This window comes from Microbacterium sp. B19, from assembly GCF_000333395.1.
Classification (GTDB): Bacteria; Actinomycetota; Actinomycetes; order Actinomycetales; family Microbacteriaceae; genus Microbacterium.
This window is the reverse complement of sequence record NZ_BADA01000545.1, coordinates 1-16,669: the sequence shown is the minus strand read 5'-3', so window position 1 is coordinate 16,669 and position 16,669 is coordinate 1. Positions and strand designations below refer to the sequence as shown.

The 16,669-nt window shown below is 68.6% G+C and carries 16 protein-coding genes; 10 read left to right on the top strand and 6 right to left on the bottom strand.

The window, feature by feature from the left end; translation table 11 throughout:
- Nucleotides 1–2 precede the first annotated feature (2 nt).
- Nucleotides 3–836, bottom strand: a complete 834-nt coding sequence (locus I5G_RS18600) for an ADP/ATP-dependent (S)-NAD(P)H-hydrate dehydratase (protein WP_022880402.1) — start codon at nt 834–836, stop codon at nt 3–5.
- The gene (locus tag I5G_RS18595) at nt 820–1,545 is read right to left on the bottom strand and encodes a histidine phosphatase family protein (RefSeq protein ID WP_026096088.1); all 726 of its coding nucleotides are present in this window, start codon (nt 1,543–1,545) and stop codon (nt 820–822) included. Before I5G_RS18595 ends, I5G_RS18600 begins: the two co-directional genes overlap by 17 nt.
- A 131-nt stretch (nt 1,546–1,676) precedes the next feature.
- Between I5G_RS18595 and I5G_RS18590 the strand changes: the two genes are divergently transcribed.
- The 7 genes from I5G_RS18590 (at nt 1,677) to I5G_RS18560 (ending at nt 5,866) form a co-directional block, all read left to right on the top strand.
- A complete protein-coding gene (locus I5G_RS18590) occupies nt 1,677–2,303 on the top strand; it encodes a GyrI-like domain-containing protein (protein ID WP_022880400.1) in 627 nt (208 codons plus the stop codon).
- Nucleotides 2,304–2,332: 29 nt separating this feature from the next.
- Nucleotides 2,333–2,815 carry a nucleoside deaminase gene (locus I5G_RS18585; RefSeq protein ID WP_026096087.1) on the top strand — a complete coding sequence of 161 codons (483 nt, stop codon included), beginning with the start codon at nt 2,333–2,335 and terminating at the stop codon, nt 2,813–2,815.
- The gene (locus I5G_RS23565) at nt 2,812–3,141 is read left to right on the top strand and encodes an antibiotic biosynthesis monooxygenase (RefSeq protein WP_051038891.1); all 330 of its coding nucleotides are present in this window, start codon (nt 2,812–2,814) and stop codon (nt 3,139–3,141) included. The genes I5G_RS18585 and I5G_RS23565 overlap by 4 nt, the downstream gene beginning before the upstream one ends.
- Nucleotides 3,138–3,989 (top strand): hypothetical protein, encoded by an 852-nt coding sequence (locus tag I5G_RS18575; protein WP_022880398.1) that lies wholly within the window; start codon nt 3,138–3,140, stop codon nt 3,987–3,989. The genes I5G_RS23565 and I5G_RS18575 overlap by 4 nt, the downstream gene beginning before the upstream one ends.
- A gap of 42 nt (nt 3,990–4,031) precedes the next feature.
- Nucleotides 4,032–4,535 (top strand): helix-turn-helix domain-containing protein, encoded by a 504-nt coding sequence (locus I5G_RS18570; RefSeq protein WP_051038889.1) that lies wholly within the window; start codon nt 4,032–4,034, stop codon nt 4,533–4,535.
- 167 nt (nt 4,536–4,702) lie between these two features.
- Nucleotides 4,703–5,527, top strand: coding sequence for an AbiJ-NTD4 domain-containing protein (locus I5G_RS18565; protein ID WP_187288875.1), 825 nt, complete (start codon nt 4,703–4,705; stop codon nt 5,525–5,527).
- Nucleotides 5,528–5,614: 87 nt separating this feature from the next.
- Nucleotides 5,615–5,866, top strand: a complete 252-nt coding sequence (locus I5G_RS18560) for a hypothetical protein (RefSeq protein ID WP_148286546.1) — start codon at nt 5,615–5,617, stop codon at nt 5,864–5,866.
- On the opposite strand, the gene I5G_RS18555 is transcribed toward I5G_RS18560, so the two are convergent.
- Genes I5G_RS18555 through I5G_RS24205 form a run of 4 tightly spaced genes read right to left on the bottom strand, consistent with a single transcriptional unit; the run spans nt 5,856 to nt 13,303 of the window.
- Nucleotides 5,856–6,263 carry a RidA family protein gene (locus I5G_RS18555; RefSeq protein WP_022880394.1) on the bottom strand — a complete coding sequence of 136 codons (408 nt, stop codon included), beginning with the start codon at nt 6,261–6,263 and terminating at the stop codon, nt 5,856–5,858. The genes I5G_RS18560 and I5G_RS18555 overlap by 11 nt on opposite strands.
- Nucleotides 6,264–6,283: 20 nt before the next feature.
- Nucleotides 6,284–7,435 (bottom strand): polysaccharide pyruvyl transferase family protein, encoded by a 1,152-nt coding sequence (locus I5G_RS26070; protein WP_022880393.1) that lies wholly within the window; start codon nt 7,433–7,435, stop codon nt 6,284–6,286.
- On the bottom strand, nt 7,432–10,749 hold the full coding sequence (locus I5G_RS26065) for a hypothetical protein (protein ID WP_022880392.1): 3,318 nt from the start codon (nt 10,747–10,749) through the stop codon (nt 7,432–7,434). The genes I5G_RS26070 and I5G_RS26065 overlap by 4 nt, the downstream gene beginning before the upstream one ends.
- Complete coding sequence (locus I5G_RS24205) at nt 10,730–13,303, bottom strand: ATP-binding protein (RefSeq protein WP_022880391.1); 2,574 nt, start codon at nt 13,301–13,303, stop codon at nt 10,730–10,732. The genes I5G_RS26065 and I5G_RS24205 overlap by 20 nt, the downstream gene beginning before the upstream one ends.
- A 164-nt stretch (nt 13,304–13,467) precedes the next feature.
- On the opposite strand from I5G_RS24205, the gene I5G_RS18535 reads away from it, so the two are divergent.
- From I5G_RS18535 to I5G_RS26060, 3 genes are all read left to right on the top strand, one after another.
- Nucleotides 13,468–14,685 (top strand): glycosyltransferase, encoded by a 1,218-nt coding sequence (locus I5G_RS18535; protein ID WP_051038886.1) that lies wholly within the window; start codon nt 13,468–13,470, stop codon nt 14,683–14,685.
- On the top strand, nt 14,682–15,968 hold the full coding sequence (locus I5G_RS18530) for an oligosaccharide flippase family protein (protein WP_022880389.1): 1,287 nt from the start codon (nt 14,682–14,684) through the stop codon (nt 15,966–15,968). Before I5G_RS18535 ends, I5G_RS18530 begins: the two co-directional genes overlap by 4 nt.
- Nucleotides 15,965–16,669, top strand: a 705-nt coding sequence (locus I5G_RS26060) for a dolichyl-phosphate beta-glucosyltransferase (RefSeq protein WP_022880388.1), incomplete at its 3' end; no start/stop codon positions are given. The genes I5G_RS18530 and I5G_RS26060, both read left to right, overlap by 4 nt.

Genomic DNA, 16,669 nt, shown 5'->3' with positions numbered 1-16,669 from the left:
CATCAGCTCTCGTGCACGACCGCGGTCAGCTCCGGCAGCAACTCCCGCGCGAGAAAACCTATGCCGACCCGCTCGGTGAGCCGGTCACCCGCGCGGGCGTGCGTCCATCCGCCCCAGACCGCGGCGCGTTCCGGCTCCATGCCGAGCGCGGCGAAGCCGGTGATCGCGCCCGACAGCACGTCGCCGCTGCCGGCGGTGCCGAGGCCCGAGCTGCCCGGCTCGGCTTGCCACGTGCGTCCGTCCGGGTGCGCCACCGTGCCGAAGCAGTGCACAACGGCCTCGTAGCGTTCGGCGATCTCCCGGATGTCGGCGGCGCGATCGTCGGTGAGGTCGCGTTCGAGAAGCAGCGCGGCCTCCTCCTCGTTGGCGTTGAGGATCAGCTCCGCGGGGAGGATGCCCCGATCGACCGACCCCAGGATGCCGAGCGCGAACGCATCCAGCACGAGCCGGTCGATGTCGGCCTCGGCGATGGCGTGCAAGGCCGCGCGGGTGGCATCCGGATCGTCGAATCCGGGGCCGAGGAGCACGGCATCCGAGGATTCCAGGGTGGCGCGCAGAGCGTCGTCCACGGAAGCGGAGCCGGTGGGGAGGGAGTGGATGCCGGCCTCGGGCATCGCGGATCCCAGGTAGGGCGCGATCTCGGCGGGGACGGCGAGGGCGGTGCGCCCGGCGCCGACGCGCAGCGTCGCTTCGGCGGAGAGCAGCACGGCGCCGGGGGAGCGCGGCGATCCGCCGACCACGACCACCTGCCCGCGGGACTTCTTCGACCCGGCCGGGTCGGGGCGACCCCACTCGCGCAGCAGCGCCAGCGTGACCTCTTCAGGCGTGGTGGACATCGTCGCCTCCCGAGTGCACGGTGATGTCGGCGCCCTCGGCCGCGAGGTGGTCGACGGACGAGAACGTCACGAGCTTCCAGCCGTCGTCGGTGCGCACGAGCTCGGTGACCGAGGCGTTGCGGACGGTGTGGCTGGCGCTGAACGCGAGCAGTTCGGCCTCGGTCATCCGTAGCAGCACGTACAGCACGAGCATGATCACGGCGTCGTGCGCGACGACCAGCACCGTGGCGGGTGACGCGTCGAGGCGCTCGCCGAGGAACGACCGGAGCCGCAGCGTGACATCCGCCCACGACTCTCCGCCCGGTGGCCGGTGGTAGAACTTGCCCAGGTGGCGCCGGCGGGCCGCTTCTTCCGGGTGCAGTTCCTGCACCCCGCGGGTGGTGAGGAGATCCAGGATGCCGAGCTCCCGGTCGCGCAGCCGCTCGTCGATGAGCGTGGGCACCGACGCCGGCCGGTCGCCGAGCGCGAGCGACAGCGTCTGCCGCGCGCGCCAGTAGGGCGACACCCAGTACTCGTCGACGGGGACGTCGAGCGCGTCGACCCACGCCCGCAGTGCCGTCGCCTGCTCCACGCCGACGGGGGAGAGCTCGACGTCGCTGTCGCGGGTGTCGAGCGCGATCACCGGCGATCCGCCGTGCTCGGCCCTCGAGGCCGCGACGTTGCCTTCGCTCTCGCCGTGTCGGATGAGCCAGAGTCGTTCCACTGCCATTGCGGCACGGTAGGTCGGTGAGCGCGGTGTGCGCGCGGGCGTTGACAGGCAACGGGGCATCGACCAAGGCGGGTGCCACTACCTCGGATCGCGGTGGCCTGCCAGGCTGGCGGAGCGAGGGGAGGAGCACTATGACGGCCAAGGTCGATTTCAAGAAGTCTCTCGACAGTTATCAGGCCAGGGTCGGCGAATTCAGGATCGTGGAGATTCCCGACCTGCGATATCTGATGATCGACGGGCACGGCGACCCCAACACCGCGCCGGCTTACACGCAGGCCCTGCAGGCGCTGTACCCCGTCGCGTACAAGCTGAAGTTCGCGAGCAAACGCGAACTCGGCCGCGACTACGTGGTGCCTCCGTTGGAGGGCCTGTGGTGGGCGGAAGATATGGATGCCTTCACCGTGGCGCGAGACAAGTCGCGGTGGGACTGGACGATGATGCTCCTGGTCCCCGACTGGATCGACGACGCGATGTTCCGTTCCGCCGTCGAGACCGTGCGCGCCGCAGGATCCGCCGCCCGGCTGGAAGAAGTGCGGATGGAGACCCTTGCCGAAGGACTGTGCGTGCAGACGCTGCACCTCGGTTCCTTCGACGATGAGGCAGACGTGCTGGACGAGCTGCACCACACGTTCATCCCCGGTCAGGGGCTCAGCCTGAGCGGGGAGCACCACGAGATCTACCTCAGCGACGCCCGCCGAACCTCTCCCGACAAGCTCCGCACCATCCTCCGGCAACCCGTCCGCAGGACTTCGGTGTAAGCCGGGCGGCATCCTGCCATCATCGAGCCATGGCCGACGACCTCGCCCCGACCGACCTCGCCCACCTCCGCCGCGCGATCGAGCTCTCGATCCTCGCGCGCGCCCACGGCAACCATCCGTTCGGTGCGGTGCTCGTCACCGCCGACGGCCGCGTGCTCGAGGCCGAGAACACCGTGCTGACCGACCGTGACGTGACGGCGCACGCGGAGACGAACCTCGTCCGCCTCGCCTGGAGAACCGTGGATGCCACCGACCTGGCGGCATCCACTCTCTACACATCGTGCGAACCGTGCGCGATGTGCGCGGGGGCGATGTTCTGGGCGGGCATCGGGCGCATGGTCTACGCCCTCTCGGGGCGCGGACTCATCGCGCTCGCCGAGTCGGAGGACGGCGGCCGTGAGCTCGACCTGCCGTCGCGCGAGGTGTTCGCGCACGGGGAGCCGGCGGTCGCCGTGTCGGGGCCGCACCTCGAGGACGAGGCCGCCGAGCCGCACCGGGGGTTCTGGGGATGATCGTCCGGGTATCGGAAGCGCACGTCCGGGAGGGCATGGAGGACGAGTTCCTCGCGGTGCTGCGCGGGCTCGTCGCCACGTTCCCCGGCCGGTATCGCGGGCTGCTCCGTCATGAGGTGCTCGTCGACCTGGCCGAGCCGAGTCGGGTGCAGTACGTCAGCGAATGGGCGGACGAGGCCGCGCTCATCTCCTACGCGGGCGAGGACTGGCGGACGCAGCCGGTGACGTTCCCCGACGAGGAGCGGTTCCTGCGGCGGCCGCTGGCGCTGCGGCACTTCCTATCGTCGATGCCGACGATCGAGCAGGACCCGGGGCTGCGCCGGTGACGGGGGAGCACGTCGTCGGCGACACCACGCGCGCCGTCCGATCTCGTCGTAACCGAGACCGGCAGTCGCGGGACTGGGTGTCGGCCCGCCTCTGGAGGGCGGTTTTCGCGTGGTCCCCGGTCATCGCCCTGGCCGGCTGCGCGGCCGGAGGGTGGCTGCTCATGCGGGTAATCCTCATCTCGACGGGGAAGCCCGAGTACACCTTCGAGCCGGACATCGTCGTCGCCGTTGTCGGCCTCCTCGCGTGGGCGGGCGCCACCCTTGTCCTCCTCAGCCCTCCGTCATCCGTGCTCGCGCGGTACTACGGACAGAAGAGCCTGATCGGAGTGGTGTGGTCGCTCGGGAGACGTTTTCGGATCTGGAACGTGCTGGCCGTTCCCCTCGGCGGACTCCTTCTCGGATTGCTGGCGGTGGTGCCCATCCACGTCTGGACGGAGGGGACGACCGATCTCTGGAATCGTCTGATCGTCACAGCACTATTCGCCTTCGCCTCCGCCTTCACGGCTCTCTTCCTTGTCCGACTCGGAATCTGCGGGGTGGAACTCACTCCGACGACGCTGATCGCCCGTGGGTACCTGCTCACGCGGAGGTACCCGCGAGCGACGGTCGAGAGCGCTGAGCCCAGCGAGCTCGGGATCCTCGCAGACTTCGGGCTGGCCCTGTTGATGAACAGCGGGGGCACGTTCTACACGGTCAAGATTCGATTGCAGAACGGACGAACCCGCCTTCTGTATGCATCGAACTCGTCGCTGGCGGACGTCGAACATGGCGCCCGGGTCGTCGATGCATGGCTGGCGGATGGCCCGCCACAGGCAGATCGATCGAAAGTCGTTTCCCTGCCGCGCTGAACGTTTTGAACGTTTTGGGCGAATTGGGCGATAATGGATGCCATGACACGCACGCCGATCTCATCTCGCCAGGCACAGGTGGTGGAGCCTCCTCACGATCTCCAAGAGATGCTGAAGCTGGCGAACTTCCTCGAGCAGAACTCGGCACCCGCCATGCTCCTCGGACCGGACGGGGAGCAGATTGCACTGCCGCTTCCGGCCTACGAGGCGTTGCGGCGAGTGGTCTCGGCCATGCAGCGAGGAGAGTCCGTCAGTCTCGAGCCCATCGATCGGCAGCTGACGACACAACAGGCGGCAACTCTGCTGGGCATCAGCCGAAACACTTTGGTGCGGCTCCTCGATGAGCACGAATTGCCTTTCGAGCGACTCGGGGAGTCGCGTCATCGGCGTCTTCGGCTCCATGACGTCCTCGCATACCGTGACCGAAAGCGAGACGAACGGCGCAGTCGTCTGGACGAGATGACCCGACAGGCGAACGACGATGGTCTCTACGAGGTGGAGGCGTCGAATTATTCCGACGCCCTGGCGCGTGCTCGCAAGGCCTGAGCGTGAGTCTGTTCGCGGCCTTCCTCGACGCCTGTGTCCTCGTTCCGATAGCCCCGTGTGACACCCTGCTGCGTTTCGCGGACTCGGGCGCCTTCTTGCCCTGCGCGGCGTGATATGCGAAGTGGTGCGGTAACTTGAATTGGTCATTGCCTGCAGGGAGGCATCGGGTGGAACGATTCGGGCAGCGTATTGGGCAGCGGCCGGTGCGGGTAGTTCTTCAGACGGACTCAATTGACGAGGAAACTAGGGTTGCAGTCTTCAATGTGATCCATCCGCTTATACAGGTTCTCTGGACACAGCTGCGCACTTCGTCTCAACCCGCCATGAAGCACGTCTGGGCAGAGGTGTTGCGCCGCCCGCTCGACGAATACTCGTGGGCTGGCTGCGAGTCAGCTATTAAGCGAACGGTGCTGCAGGGTGATTGGGTCGACATGTTCGAACTAGTGGAAGGCCTCGGGGTGGCCCTCGACCAGCAATTCCCTGATGAGTTCTCGAAACAGTTCCGGTCACGTATCAACGAGGTCCTGACGCGGAATCTCGTTGGCTATCGATTCGTCGGTGCCGTGCTCGTAAGAGTCGATGACGACCAGAGCGCGGCGGAGATTGGCGAGGCGATCACATCGGCCACCGACGCGGCAAGGTCACATCTCGAGCGCGCCACCGCGCTACTGTCCGACCGGCAGAACCCTCAGTACTCGAAGGTGGCGAGCGAGGCTGTCTTGGCAGTGGAGGCTACCGTGTATTCACTGACGGGAAAGAAAACCCTCGGCGATGGTGTCAAGGAACTGGGTGCTAGGGGGCTCCCAGTGCATCCCGCCATTCTGAAGGCTTGGAGCGCCATGTACGGCTACACGAGCCAAGCGGGTGGTATCCGTCACGCCAACATCGGGGGCGAGGAGGTTGACGCCGCACTGGCTGTCTACTTGCTCGTCACGTGCTCGGCCTTCGTGAATCTGCTTACGAAAGTGGCCGCGGCTGCGCCTGCAAATTGAACTAAACGAAGCCCCGGTTGCCGCTGCGCGGGCCGGGGATTTGTCGTGGGCGGAGTTCTCCACCATCTGGCTTTCATCCTGTCCTTCTTGACGCTTTCGCATCTTTCCTGGAGCGGTATCGCGGGTTCCTCAGCCGACGTGCTCGTCGACCTGGCCGAGCCGAGTCGGGTGCAGTACGTCAGCGAATGGGCGGACGAGGCCGCGCTCATCTCCTACGCGGGCGAGGACTGGCGGACGCAACCGGTGACGTTCCCCGACGAGGAGCGGTTCCTGCGGAGGCCGCTGGCGCTGCGGCACTTTCTGTCCGACGCGGAGGCTGGAACGCCGACTACTCGGTGACGGCGTCGAGGACGGCGGCGACGGCCTCGATCTCGACGAGCTGGTTCTCGTAACCGAGGACGGTCACGCCGAGCAGGGTGCTCGGAGCGTCGTGCTCCCCGAAGGCATCCCGAACCACGCGCCACGCCGCCAGGAGATCTTCCCGTTGCGATGACGCGACGAGCACCCGGGTGCTGAGGACATCCGTCAGCTCGGCGCCTGCCTCCGCGAGCGCGATCGCCAGGTTCTCCACGCACTTCGCCGCTTGCGCCGCGAAGTCGCCCATGCCCACCACGGATCCCTCGAGATCGAGCGGACACGACCCCGCGAGGAACACGAGTCGCGCGTCGGCCGGGGCAGTTGCTGCGTAGGCGTACTCGGCGCGATCGGTCAGCGAAGCGGAGCGAACGAGGGTCACGGCTCGGGGCCTCGACGAGCTCACGCGTTCTCGACCCAGCCGCGGGCCCGCGCGAAGCTGGCGCGGGCCTCGGCGCGCAGCTCGGCGCTCCGGGCGCCGACCGCCGATCCCACGGCATCCCGCCGCTCGATCAGGTCGACGAGACCATCGGCCAGCGCGGCTGCCTCGAACGGCTCGTTGATGTCGATCGTGCGGTCCTCGAGGCCGAGCGTCTTGGCGAGTTCGCGCACCTTCACGTCGTACGCGAGCACGAACGAGGGCACCCCGAGGATGGATGCCATCACGATCGCGTGCAGCCGCTCGCTGACCAGCAGGTCGCTGTCGCGGATGAGGCGGGCGGCATCCACGTGCGTCCGGGGTTCGTGGCGGACGAAGGGGACGGATGCCAAGCGCCCGGCGAGGGCGTCGAGCACCTCGACGTCGTCGTGGTCCTTGAAACCGATCTGCATCGGAAGCGAATGCACCTCGATCGGATGCCGGGCGTGGACGGACTCGAGGGCGGCGGCGAGCCGGTTGAGGAACGGCTCCCAGGCATCCGGGTTCTCGATGTCGAAGTTGAGGTTGAGGGCCACGCGGAGCGGACCGCCCGGGCGGGTTGCGGGGGAATCGTCGGCCGGCCGGAGCAGGAACTCCTCGTCGGTGGAGAACACGGCATCCGGGACGAGGGTCGCGTCGATGCCGATCTCGCGGCACGTGTCGAACGACTTCTGATCACGCACGGTGATCAGGTCGACCTGCGACAGGATCCGGCGCGCCAGCCACAGCCCGGTCGGCGTCCGCAGCGGACCGACGCCGATATTGAGCATCGCAACGGGCTTCCGGGCGATGCGCCGCGCGAACGTCACGACCCCGAGGATCATCGCGAGCGTCGAGTAGGGGTTCCGGCCCGTCGAGGCGTAGAGCTCCTTGATGATCGAGCCGCCGCCGAAGACGAGCAGGTCGGCACCCCGCAGCGCCCGCAGCAGCCGCAGGCGGTCCGCGCCGGTGTCGATCACCTCGACGTCGAACCGCGGGCGCAACTGCGCCCGGGTGAAGGCCGGATCGTAGCTATTGACGAGGTAGCGGTGCTGCGCGCCGAGCTGCGTGAGGAACGTCTCGAGCAGCAGCTCGTCGCCGATGTTGTACTGCCCGTGCGTGCCGAGGAAGACGATGCGGCGGGACGGTGCGGTCATGATCGCGGCTCCTGGGGTGGCGGGTCGGTGGTGTCGTCGTCGGGATCGTCGTCGTCGCGATCCTCGTCCTCGTCGTCGTCGTGGTGCAAGCGTGCGCGCCAGCGTACGAGCACGAGGCTCGCGCCGATGAGCGCGACGGTGAGTCCGACGCCGACCCAGCTCGACCCGACGACGCCTCCGTTGGGAGGTTCGAGGTCGGTGACGTCGGCCGCGGCGAGGTTGAGCAGCTCGTCCTGCGTGAGGTTGGCGTGCTCGGGGTTGGCGGCGGGATCGACGTAGCCGTCCTTGCCGCCGGCGCTCTCGGTGCGCTCCGAGCAGTCGAGGGCGTTCGGATCGGTGATCCGCTCGACATTCGACGGGAGCGTCAGCGACCGGTAGGTCTCCTCGGGCACGAGCATGAGGCCCTCGAAGAGCATGGGATTCGTGTCGGTCTTGTCGATCGCGAAGGTGTGTTTCCCGGCCTCGGCATCCACGACTCCGAGGTCTTGGAAACTGAACCCCGAATTGACCGGGACGAGCGTGTCGGGGATCTGCTGCTCGAGATCGGCGACCGACATGCCGGACGTGTCTGTGGCCACGCGGCCGGGTTTGTACACGTCGTCGACCGGGAACAGCTTGACGTTCTGCGGCGGGGAGCGCAGCTCGAACGACTCGTCGTACGACAGCGTCGACGAGGAGATGTGCAGCGTGTTCGCGGTGTTCGCCGACCGCATCAGCAGGTGGTACTTCCCGGGCTCTTTCACCGTGACCGGAACGCTGATCTCGGTCGCGCGCGGAAGACCGATGAACGATCCGCGCAGCGTGCCGAAGACCCCCGGCGTGATCATTCCCGTGCGGTTCCATTTGGTGTTCGAGAACAGCAGGAACGAGCGGAACATCGGCGACAGGTAGTAGTTGGATGCCACGACGTCGGGGTTGAACGCGAACATCCGGGTGTCCGGACCCGCGACGGCCTCCGGATGGTCCAGCAGCCACAGGTCGAGCGCCGAGGTGGTCTCGTCGTCGCTGAGCAGATGGATCGTGGACCCCTCAGGAACCTCGGACGGGTCGTAGTACGGCGTGTACTGGAAGGTGTAACAGCGGCTGAGGTTGCGGCGATTGAAGACGAGGTTGAGGTAGGTCTGCCAGCTGGAATCGACCAGGATCGTCTCGCGGTCCGCGTGCGGCTGGTCGGTGATCTCGTAGAGCGCGTAGCTGTCGTTCTGGAATCGGAGTTCGACGTCGCCCTTCAGCCGCTGGAGCCCGGGCTCGACGTAGCTCTCGACGTTCGGGAGGTATTCGGCGCCGACGCCGTTGTTCGAGTGGATCTTGCGATTCACGACGATGTACTTGATCTGGATGTCGCGGGCGACGTTGATCCACCAGTCCTGCTGGTAATACAGGCCGCGGAGGATCAGGAAGAAGTCGAACTTGTTCTTCACGTCCCCGGTGAGGCCGTAGTAGTAGCTCGGTTTGTCGAGGTAGTAGATGAAGAACTTGTCGATGAACTTGTGGTCGACGCCGTTGGCATCCTGAACGAGCTTCGCGGTCTCGGTGGGCGGGAGGACGACCGTCTTCCCCTCGGGGAGTGCGTTCAATTCCTGCTTGAGTTCTTGCAGGTCGTGCAGGGGGAAGGGCGCGAGGAAGCCCGCCATGTTCCCTGACCCGAACACCGACCGGTACGGATTGTTCGACCAGAACGGGGTGAAGAACACCGCCCCGATGCACGCGGTCGCGAGCAGCGAGATGAGCAGTTCGCTGCGGGCGCGGACCCGCACGGGATCCTTTGGTCTCGCCGACGGGGGAGCCTGTCTCCGCCGGGCAGCCCGACCCCGGCGCGGGGCGAGCCACCGTCCGCTCACGACGTCGATGAACAGCGCGAGCGTCAGCGACATGACCAGCGGCGCGAGCATGAAGAGGATGAGCTGGAACCGGTGCGGGAAGCGCAGGATCTGCACGACCGTGCCGGCGGCGGTCACGACGAGGTTGCCGATCGCCGAGTGGCTCTCGTTGGCCGTGATCGCCAGGGCCGCCAGCGTGCGGTGGAACGTGGGGAACCACAGCGGCTCGCCATAGCCGATCGTCGCCCACAGCGCGAAGACGATCGCGACGATGAGCACGCCGAGCAACTGCCGGTGCGGGCGGGAGCGGAAGAGTCGCCGGCGCACCCAAGGGACCGCGAGCGGCACGAACAGCAGCAGCGTGTAGACCGCGTCGGGATACCGGGGGACCTTCGCGAGGTAGTCGCCGAAGAGGATCTTGTCGGTGATCCCGGCGAGGTCCCAGGAGAGTTCGTGCAACCACGAGACCGAGGCATCCTGAATGAAGTAGAAATCGCCCGGAACCGTGTCGCTGAGGTTCGACACTCCCGCGAGCGCGACGTACTTCACGAACAGCGCGTAGGGGATGAGGGTGATCAGGCCGTAGATGAAGATCGCCCAGACGATGCGCCCGGTCGTCGTGAGGGACCAGCGGCCGAACCACGCGCGGAGGCGTTTCCACCGTCCGCCGTGGAGGACCAGGGTGCGCACGCGTCCGGGCAGCCGATGCAGGCGGCGGGGGCCGCCCGTGCGGATCCACTTGCCGATCTCGCCCACGAGGAGCGTCACGATGGTGATCGCGAAGAAGAGGCTGAACAGCACCAGGTAGTGGATGGCGGGGTTGAACAGCGTGGCGAGCGCCGCGATCACCATCCACCGCTTCCACTTGCGGCCCGCGAAGAGCAGCGCGTAGAGCATCCACAGCGACGAGATCGTCATGAGGACGAGGCCGAGCACCAGCGTGTAGAAGTGCGTGATCTTGGCGTAGACCATGATCAGGTAGATCAGCGAGACGGGGAAGAACGTCGCGAGGTAGATCGCCTGCGAGGACAGCGACGTGAAGACCTTGTCCATGAATCGCGCGACCGTCAGGTACGCCACCCAGAACAGTGCCGGGATGACGATGAGGATCGCGAACGGCAGGACGGTGTAGTACCGGAGCCAGGTGGTGAGGAACGCGTAGCGGACCCGGAACTCGTACCCGTTGACGAGTTCGTTGAACTGCCCGGCGGCCTGGTCGAGCAGCTGGCTGTGCCAGTTGAAGAACGGGACGAGCTCGTCGCCCGCGATGACCGCGTCGCCGCGGAGCACCGACGGGATGGCGAACAGCACGTCGCGGAAGATCACGAGGGAGCCGACGAAGTACACCGCCCCGACGACGAGGGCGATGGTCCGCGTCGACAGGCTCCGCGCGCGTTCGGGGCGCGGGTGCTCCGCGTGCGCGTCGTCGGGCAGCGGGTGATCCGTCTCGGGGGAGGAAACGGATGCCGCGCGCTCAGCGCGACGAAAGGGCACGAAGCTCCCTCTCGGCGTCGTCGACGACGAGCGCCGCGGCGTCCCGGACCGCGGCGAGGCGACGCGGATCGAGCGCCTGCTCGTCGGAGCCCCGCTCGATCCGCGCGCACGCCTCCGCGAGCGTCGTGGCGCCCAGGGCGAGGCTCGCCCCGCGCAGGCGGTGGGCGAGCGCCCGCGCCTCGTCGGCCGACCCGCGGTGCACCGCGTCGGAGATCGCGGCCAGGTCGTCGGAGTTCCGATCCACGAAGGTGCGCAGCACGTCGGCCTTCACCTCCGGGCCCAGGTCGTTGAGCAGCGTGAAGCGGTGCGGGGTCGCGGCGGCCGGTTCGGCATCCCGTGCCGGGGTGTTCAGCTCCGCCGTCTCGAACGCGAAGCGCAGGTCCTTCATCGTGAAGGGCTTCGTGACGTAGCCGTTCATGCCCGCCCGGAGGCAGTCGTCGCGGTCCTGCTCCGTCGCGCCCGCCGTCAGAGCGATGATGTACGGCTGCCGGATCGCGTCGCCGGCGGCGCGGATCGCCCGGGTGGCCTCCAACCCGTCCATCACGGGCATGTGGATGTCCATCAGGACGATGTCATAGGCCTCCCGAGCCACCGCGTCGACGGCATCCGCGCCCGTGCCGACGACGGCCGAGCGGTGCCCGAGCCGGCTCAGGATCTGCGTCGACAGGAGCTGCAGAGTCGGGTTGTCCTCGGCGACCAGCACGTTCAGCGCGCCGACACCCGGGAGACCGACGGATGCCGTGACGACCGCCGCGGAGTCGCGCTGGGGTGCGGGAGGCTCGGTCTCGCCGGTCGGACGGGGCGCCGAGGGGTCGCGGCCGATCCGGACCACGGCACGCGGGGAATCCGCCGGCGGGGCCGTGGCGGCCAGGGCGATCTCGAACGAGAACGTGCTGCCTCGCCCCACCTCGCTCTCGACGTGCATCCGGCCGCCCATCATGCGCACGAGCGCGTCGCAGATCGACAGCCCCAGCCCGGTGCCGCCATGGGTGCGGGTTGTGGACTCGTCCGCCTGGGTGAACGGCTCGAAGATCCGCTGCAGAGCTTCGGACGGGATGCCGATTCCCGTGTCGGTCACCGCGAAGTGCACGGCATCCGGTCCGGCGCCGCGAGTCACGCGGACCCGCACCTCGCCCGCGGCGGTGAACTTCACGGCGTTGCCGAGCAGGTTGACGAGCACCTGCCGCAGCCGCGTCGCGTCCCCCATCACGTACGTGGGGACGGCGGCCTCGTAGTCGGCGGCGACCGTGAGTCCCTTGCTCTCCGCGGCGAACGACAGCACCGTCACCGTCGAAGACACCAGGCGGCGGAGGTCGAACGGCGCGGCGACCAGGTCGATCGCGCCCGCCTCGATCTTCGAGAAGTCGAGGATGTCGGTGACGACGTCCAGCAGCAGGGAGCCGCTCGCGGCCGCGCGGTCCGCGTAGTCGCGCTGCACGGGGTCGAGGTCGGTGCTGGCGAGGAGTTCGTTCATCCCGAGGATCGCGTTCAGCGGCGTCCGCATCTCGTGACTCATCGTCGCGAGGAACGTGCTCTTCGCCGACGTCGCCGCCAGCGCGGCATCCCGGGCGCGTTCCAGGCTCACGCTCAGCTCCCGCTCGCGGCGCCGTAGACGCTCGGCCTCGAGGACCGAGGCGAGGAGCCGCGCGATGCCCGCGGCCAGGGTGGCGAACGCCAGGAACTCGATGATCCCGCCGCCGTCGTCCAACTCGTTGAACACCAGGATGACCAGGGCGCCGGTCGTGAAGATCGCGGGCACGTACACGACGACGCGGAGGCTGCCGCTCGTGCCCGGTCGTCGGGTCGGAGCGCACCACGAGACGAGGGCCAGTAGCAGCGCGGCCGCGGGCCAGAGGGCGTCGATCGGCGAGGGAGGGATGGGCTGCCCCACCGCGAGCGCGGGACCGATGGCGAGACCGCCGATGAAGAGCAGGAGTGCGGCCGCGAGGCTCAGCCACCAGCTCGCCGACGGTCGCCGGTTGAGCGCCGAGAGCAGCGCGACGAGGACGCTCACGTAGAGCAGCGACGGGATGAGGTACGCCAGGCTCAAGAGCGTCGCCTGCTCCTCCACGCCGGTGAGCGCGGTGAGGAAGAACGCGACGCACAGCAGGCCCAGGGTGCTGATCAGCGCGTCCAACCACGTCGAGAGGGACAGGCGCGCGAACCGATCGCGGACCAGGATGCCGAGGCATCCGAGGAGCGCGAGGAAGAACAGCAGGTTGAACGCGGGGACGAGCCACCGGAGGGTGCCCCCGGGCAGTCCCGCGGTCGACTCGACGGCGTTGGCTAGCACGAGGATGCCGAGCGCGACCGCCATGACGCTCCACGCCGCGCGCTCCCGCGGCACGCGGACGACGCGCGCGATCACCAGGCCGCACGCGGTCGACTCGACGAGCAGACGCGCCGCGATGAACCACGCGAGCGCGGGTCCCTCGTCCGGAAGCACCCAGAGCGACGCGGCGTAGGCCGCCGTGACGACCAGCGCGAGGGCGAACGCGGTCCACAGCGGAGTGCCCTGTCCTGGCTCCAGACCGAGGAGGTTTCGTCGCGTCATCGTGGCATCCTGCCTGCCGCGCCGAACTTCCCAGCGGGCGCGATGGCACCACGTTGCAGGAGCGCTCTCAAGATGTCAACAAAATCGCTTGGCGGGGTGATCGCGAAGGTGACAACGACGCCCGCCATACGAGTACTGTCATCCTCACGCGGTGGGGGGAAGCCATGGTGCCGAAGCAGGGAGCAGGGTCGCTCGATACGGCTGTGCGCCTGCGCATCGGCGTCGTCACGGCGTTCCCGCCCGGCCGGAACAGCCTCAACGAATACGGCTATCACCTGGTCCGGCACCTCAGTCGACTCGAAGAGGTCAGCGACGTCGTCGTCTATAGGGACGAGACGGATGCCGGCGAGCCGGCGCCCCTCGACCGCGTGGAGTTCGAACCGAGCTGGACGTTCAACGATGTGCGAACGGTTCCGCGTGTCGCCCGGGCCATCGCCCGCACCCGACCGGACGCCGTGATCCTCAACCTGCAGTTCGCCACGTTCGGCGACAAGCGGGTGCCGGGCGCGCTCGGGCTGCTCCTCCCCGCGCTGCTGCGGGCCCGGGGCGTGCCGACGCTCGTGATCCTCCACAATCTGGCCGATAACGTCGACATGCAGGACGCGGGCTTCGCCGGATCGGCCTTCACCGCGCGGCTGATGACGCTCGCGGGCCGGATTCTCACCCGTGCGCTCCTGCGCGCCGACATCGTCGCGCTCACCATCCCGCGGTACGTCGAGTTCCTCCGCGACAGCTACGGCGCGACGAACGCGCTGCTCGCCCCGCACGGCAGCTTCGAGGAGATCGCCAAGCCGTCCTTCGGCGTTCCGCCGGGGCGTCGGACCATCATGGCGTTCGGCAAGTGGGGGACGTACAAGACGGTCGATCTGCTGGTCGAGGCCTACCGCCTCCTGCTCGCCCGCGGATACGACGACCTGCGGCTCGTGCTCGCCGGCACCGACAGCCCGAACTCGCCGGGGTACATGGCCGAGGCCGCGGAGCGGTACGCCGATGTCCCGCACCTCGAGATGCCGGGCTACATCGCGGAGGAGGAGGTCGCACCGCTCTTCCTCTCGGCATCCGTCGTCGCCTTCCCGTACACGTCCACGACGGGAAGCTCCGGCGTGCTGCACCAAGCGGGGGAGTACGGGCGCGCCGCCGTCCTGCCGCGCATCGGCGACCTCGTCGACGTGATCGAGGAGGAGGGGTTCCAGGGCGTGTACTTCGAGCCCGGCGATGCGGAGAGCCTCGCCGACGCGCTCGCGCTGGTCCTCGACGACCCCGAACGCCGCGAGGAGCTCGGCCGCCGCAACTTCGCCGCCGCGAGCGGCGTCCCGATGGCCGAGGTCGTGCAGTGGCACATCGCCCACATCGACCGGTTGCGGACGCGGAGGCGGACGTGACCGAGGAGCGGCGCGCGCCGGCCGCCGGCGCCGGTCGACTCGTCGCCGGCGGGTCGATGCTCGCCGGCGCGATGCTCGTGGCCAACGCGGGCAACTACGCCCTCAACCTCTTCCTCGGCCGGGTCCTCACCCCGGCGGAGTTCTCCGACGCCAACCTCATGGTGACGCTGCTGTTCACCCTGACCTCCGTCGCCCTGGCCCTCCAGATGGTCGCCGCCCGCTTCGTCGCGCGCGCCGATGCGTCCGGGTACCCCGGCGACGCGGATGCGCTCGTGCGCCGGCTGCGGCGGCTCGCCATCTGGTCGGGTGTCGTCGCGGCGGTGGCGCTCGCCGCCGGGTCGCCGCTGTGGTCGGAGCTGTTCCGCACGGCGTCGCCGTGGCCGTTCGTCGTGCTCGCCGTCGGCGTGCCGTTCTGGCTCGTCCAGGCGGTCGGCCGCGGCACGCTGCAGGCGCGGCTCGCCTTCCCCGCCCTGGCGTTGTCGTTCCTCATCGAGATGGTCACGCGCGTGGGGCTCGGGATCGCCCTGGTGTGGGCGGGATTCGGCGTCATCGGCGCGACGGTTGCGCTGAGCGTGTCGTTCGTCGTGACGTGCGCGGTCGTGAGCGCCGTGGCGCGCGCGAGCAACGGCCCGGTGAGCGGCGCCATCGACCCGCGCGAGGTGCGGGCCTACGCCGGAATGGTCTCGATCCTGCTGGTCGGGCAGATCATCGCGAACAACAGCGACATCCTCGTGTCGAAGGCGGTCTTCCCGCCGGCCGACGCCGGTGTGTACGCCGCGGTGGCCCTCGTCGGTCGTGCCGTGTTCTTCCTCGCGTGGTCGGTCGCCACGGTGGTCTTCCCCGTCGCGGTCCGTCGCCACGCCGCGGGCGAGGATGCCTCCAACGTGCTGCGGAACGGCATCGTCATCGTCACCGCCATCGGTCTCGTCTGCGCCGTCGGCGGGTTCTTCTGGGGCGGACCCGTGCTCGGCGTGGTCCTGGGGCCCGCGTACGCGGGACTGTCCGTGCCGATCGCGGCCTACGCGCTGACCACGACGCTCTTCGCGATCGGCAACCTCGTGGCCAGCTACCACCTGTCCCGGTCGCGGACCCGGCCGTCGTGGATCCTCCTCGGGGCGGCGGTGCTGCAGGTGATCCTCCTCCTCGTGTGGCACGGGGACATGGCATCCCTCATCGCCGCGCAGGGAGTCGCGATGTCGGTGCTGCTGGTCGTCCTGGCCGGGAACGCGCTGGTGTCTGCGGCGGGCGGGCGGCGGATCGTCGCGGAAGGGGGAAGCGCGTGAGCGAACCGACATCGGCCTACCGGGCCTACAAGAAGTGGGTCCTGGAGCCGTTGACCGAGGACCCCGCCGTGACGGTGGTGATCCCGGCGTACAACGAGGAGTGGCGGATCCTCCCCACGATCGGCGCGATCGCGACCCACATGAGTGCGCGCGGCGAGCCGTGGGAGCTCATCGTCTCGGACGACGGATCGACGGATGCCACCGCGAGCCTCGTACGCGACCTCCGCTTCGCGAACCTGCGTCTGCTGACCGCCCCGCGCAACGCGGGGAAAGGGGACGCCGTCCGTCGGGGCATGCTGGCCGCGCGCGGACGACTCGTGCTGTTCGCCGACGCCGACCAGTCCACCCCGATCGAGCAGTTCGACCGCCTGGCGGCCCGGGTCGACGACGGATTCGACGTCGTCGTCGGCTCCCGCGCCGTCGCCGGGGCGGCGGTGAGCAACAAGAGCCTCGCGCGCCGGGTGCTGAGCGGCGGACTGCACATCCTGGTGTCGCGCGTGTTCGGCATCGACGTCGCCGACACCCAGTGCGGGTTCAAGCTGTTCACGGCGCCCGCGGCCGAACGCCTCTTCTCCACCCAGGTCGTCGACGGCTTCTCGTTCGACCTCGAGGTCCTCTACCTCGCGCACAAGCTCGGCTACCGTGTGACCGAAGAGCCGGTCGACTGGTACGACGCCCCCGGATCGACGGGGATGCCAGAA

What these genes read in the sequence shown, in the direction of transcription:
- I5G_RS18600 (WP_022880402.1), bottom strand. Translation starts at nt 836, where the DNA reads ATGTCCACCACGCCTGAAGAGGTCACGCTGGCGCTGCTGCGCGAGTGG.
- I5G_RS18595 (WP_026096088.1), bottom strand. Translation starts at nt 1,545, where the DNA reads ATGGCAGTGGAACGACTCTGGCTCATCCGACACGGCGAGAGCGAAGGC.
- I5G_RS18590 (WP_022880400.1), top strand. Translation starts at nt 1,677, where the DNA reads ATGACGGCCAAGGTCGATTTCAAGAAGTCTCTCGACAGTTATCAGGCC.
- I5G_RS18585 (WP_026096087.1), top strand. Translation starts at nt 2,333, where the DNA reads ATGGCCGACGACCTCGCCCCGACCGACCTCGCCCACCTCCGCCGCGCG.
- I5G_RS23565 (WP_051038891.1), top strand. Translation starts at nt 2,812, where the DNA reads ATGATCGTCCGGGTATCGGAAGCGCACGTCCGGGAGGGCATGGAGGAC.
- I5G_RS18570 (WP_051038889.1), top strand. Translation starts at nt 4,032, where the DNA reads ATGACACGCACGCCGATCTCATCTCGCCAGGCACAGGTGGTGGAGCCT.
- I5G_RS26070 (WP_022880393.1), bottom strand. Translation starts at nt 7,435, where the DNA reads ATGACCGCACCGTCCCGCCGCATCGTCTTCCTCGGCACGCACGGGCAG.
- I5G_RS24205 (WP_022880391.1), bottom strand. Translation starts at nt 13,303, where the DNA reads ATGACGCGACGAAACCTCCTCGGTCTGGAGCCAGGACAGGGCACTCCG.
- I5G_RS18535 (WP_051038886.1), top strand. Translation starts at nt 13,468, where the DNA reads ATGGTGCCGAAGCAGGGAGCAGGGTCGCTCGATACGGCTGTGCGCCTG.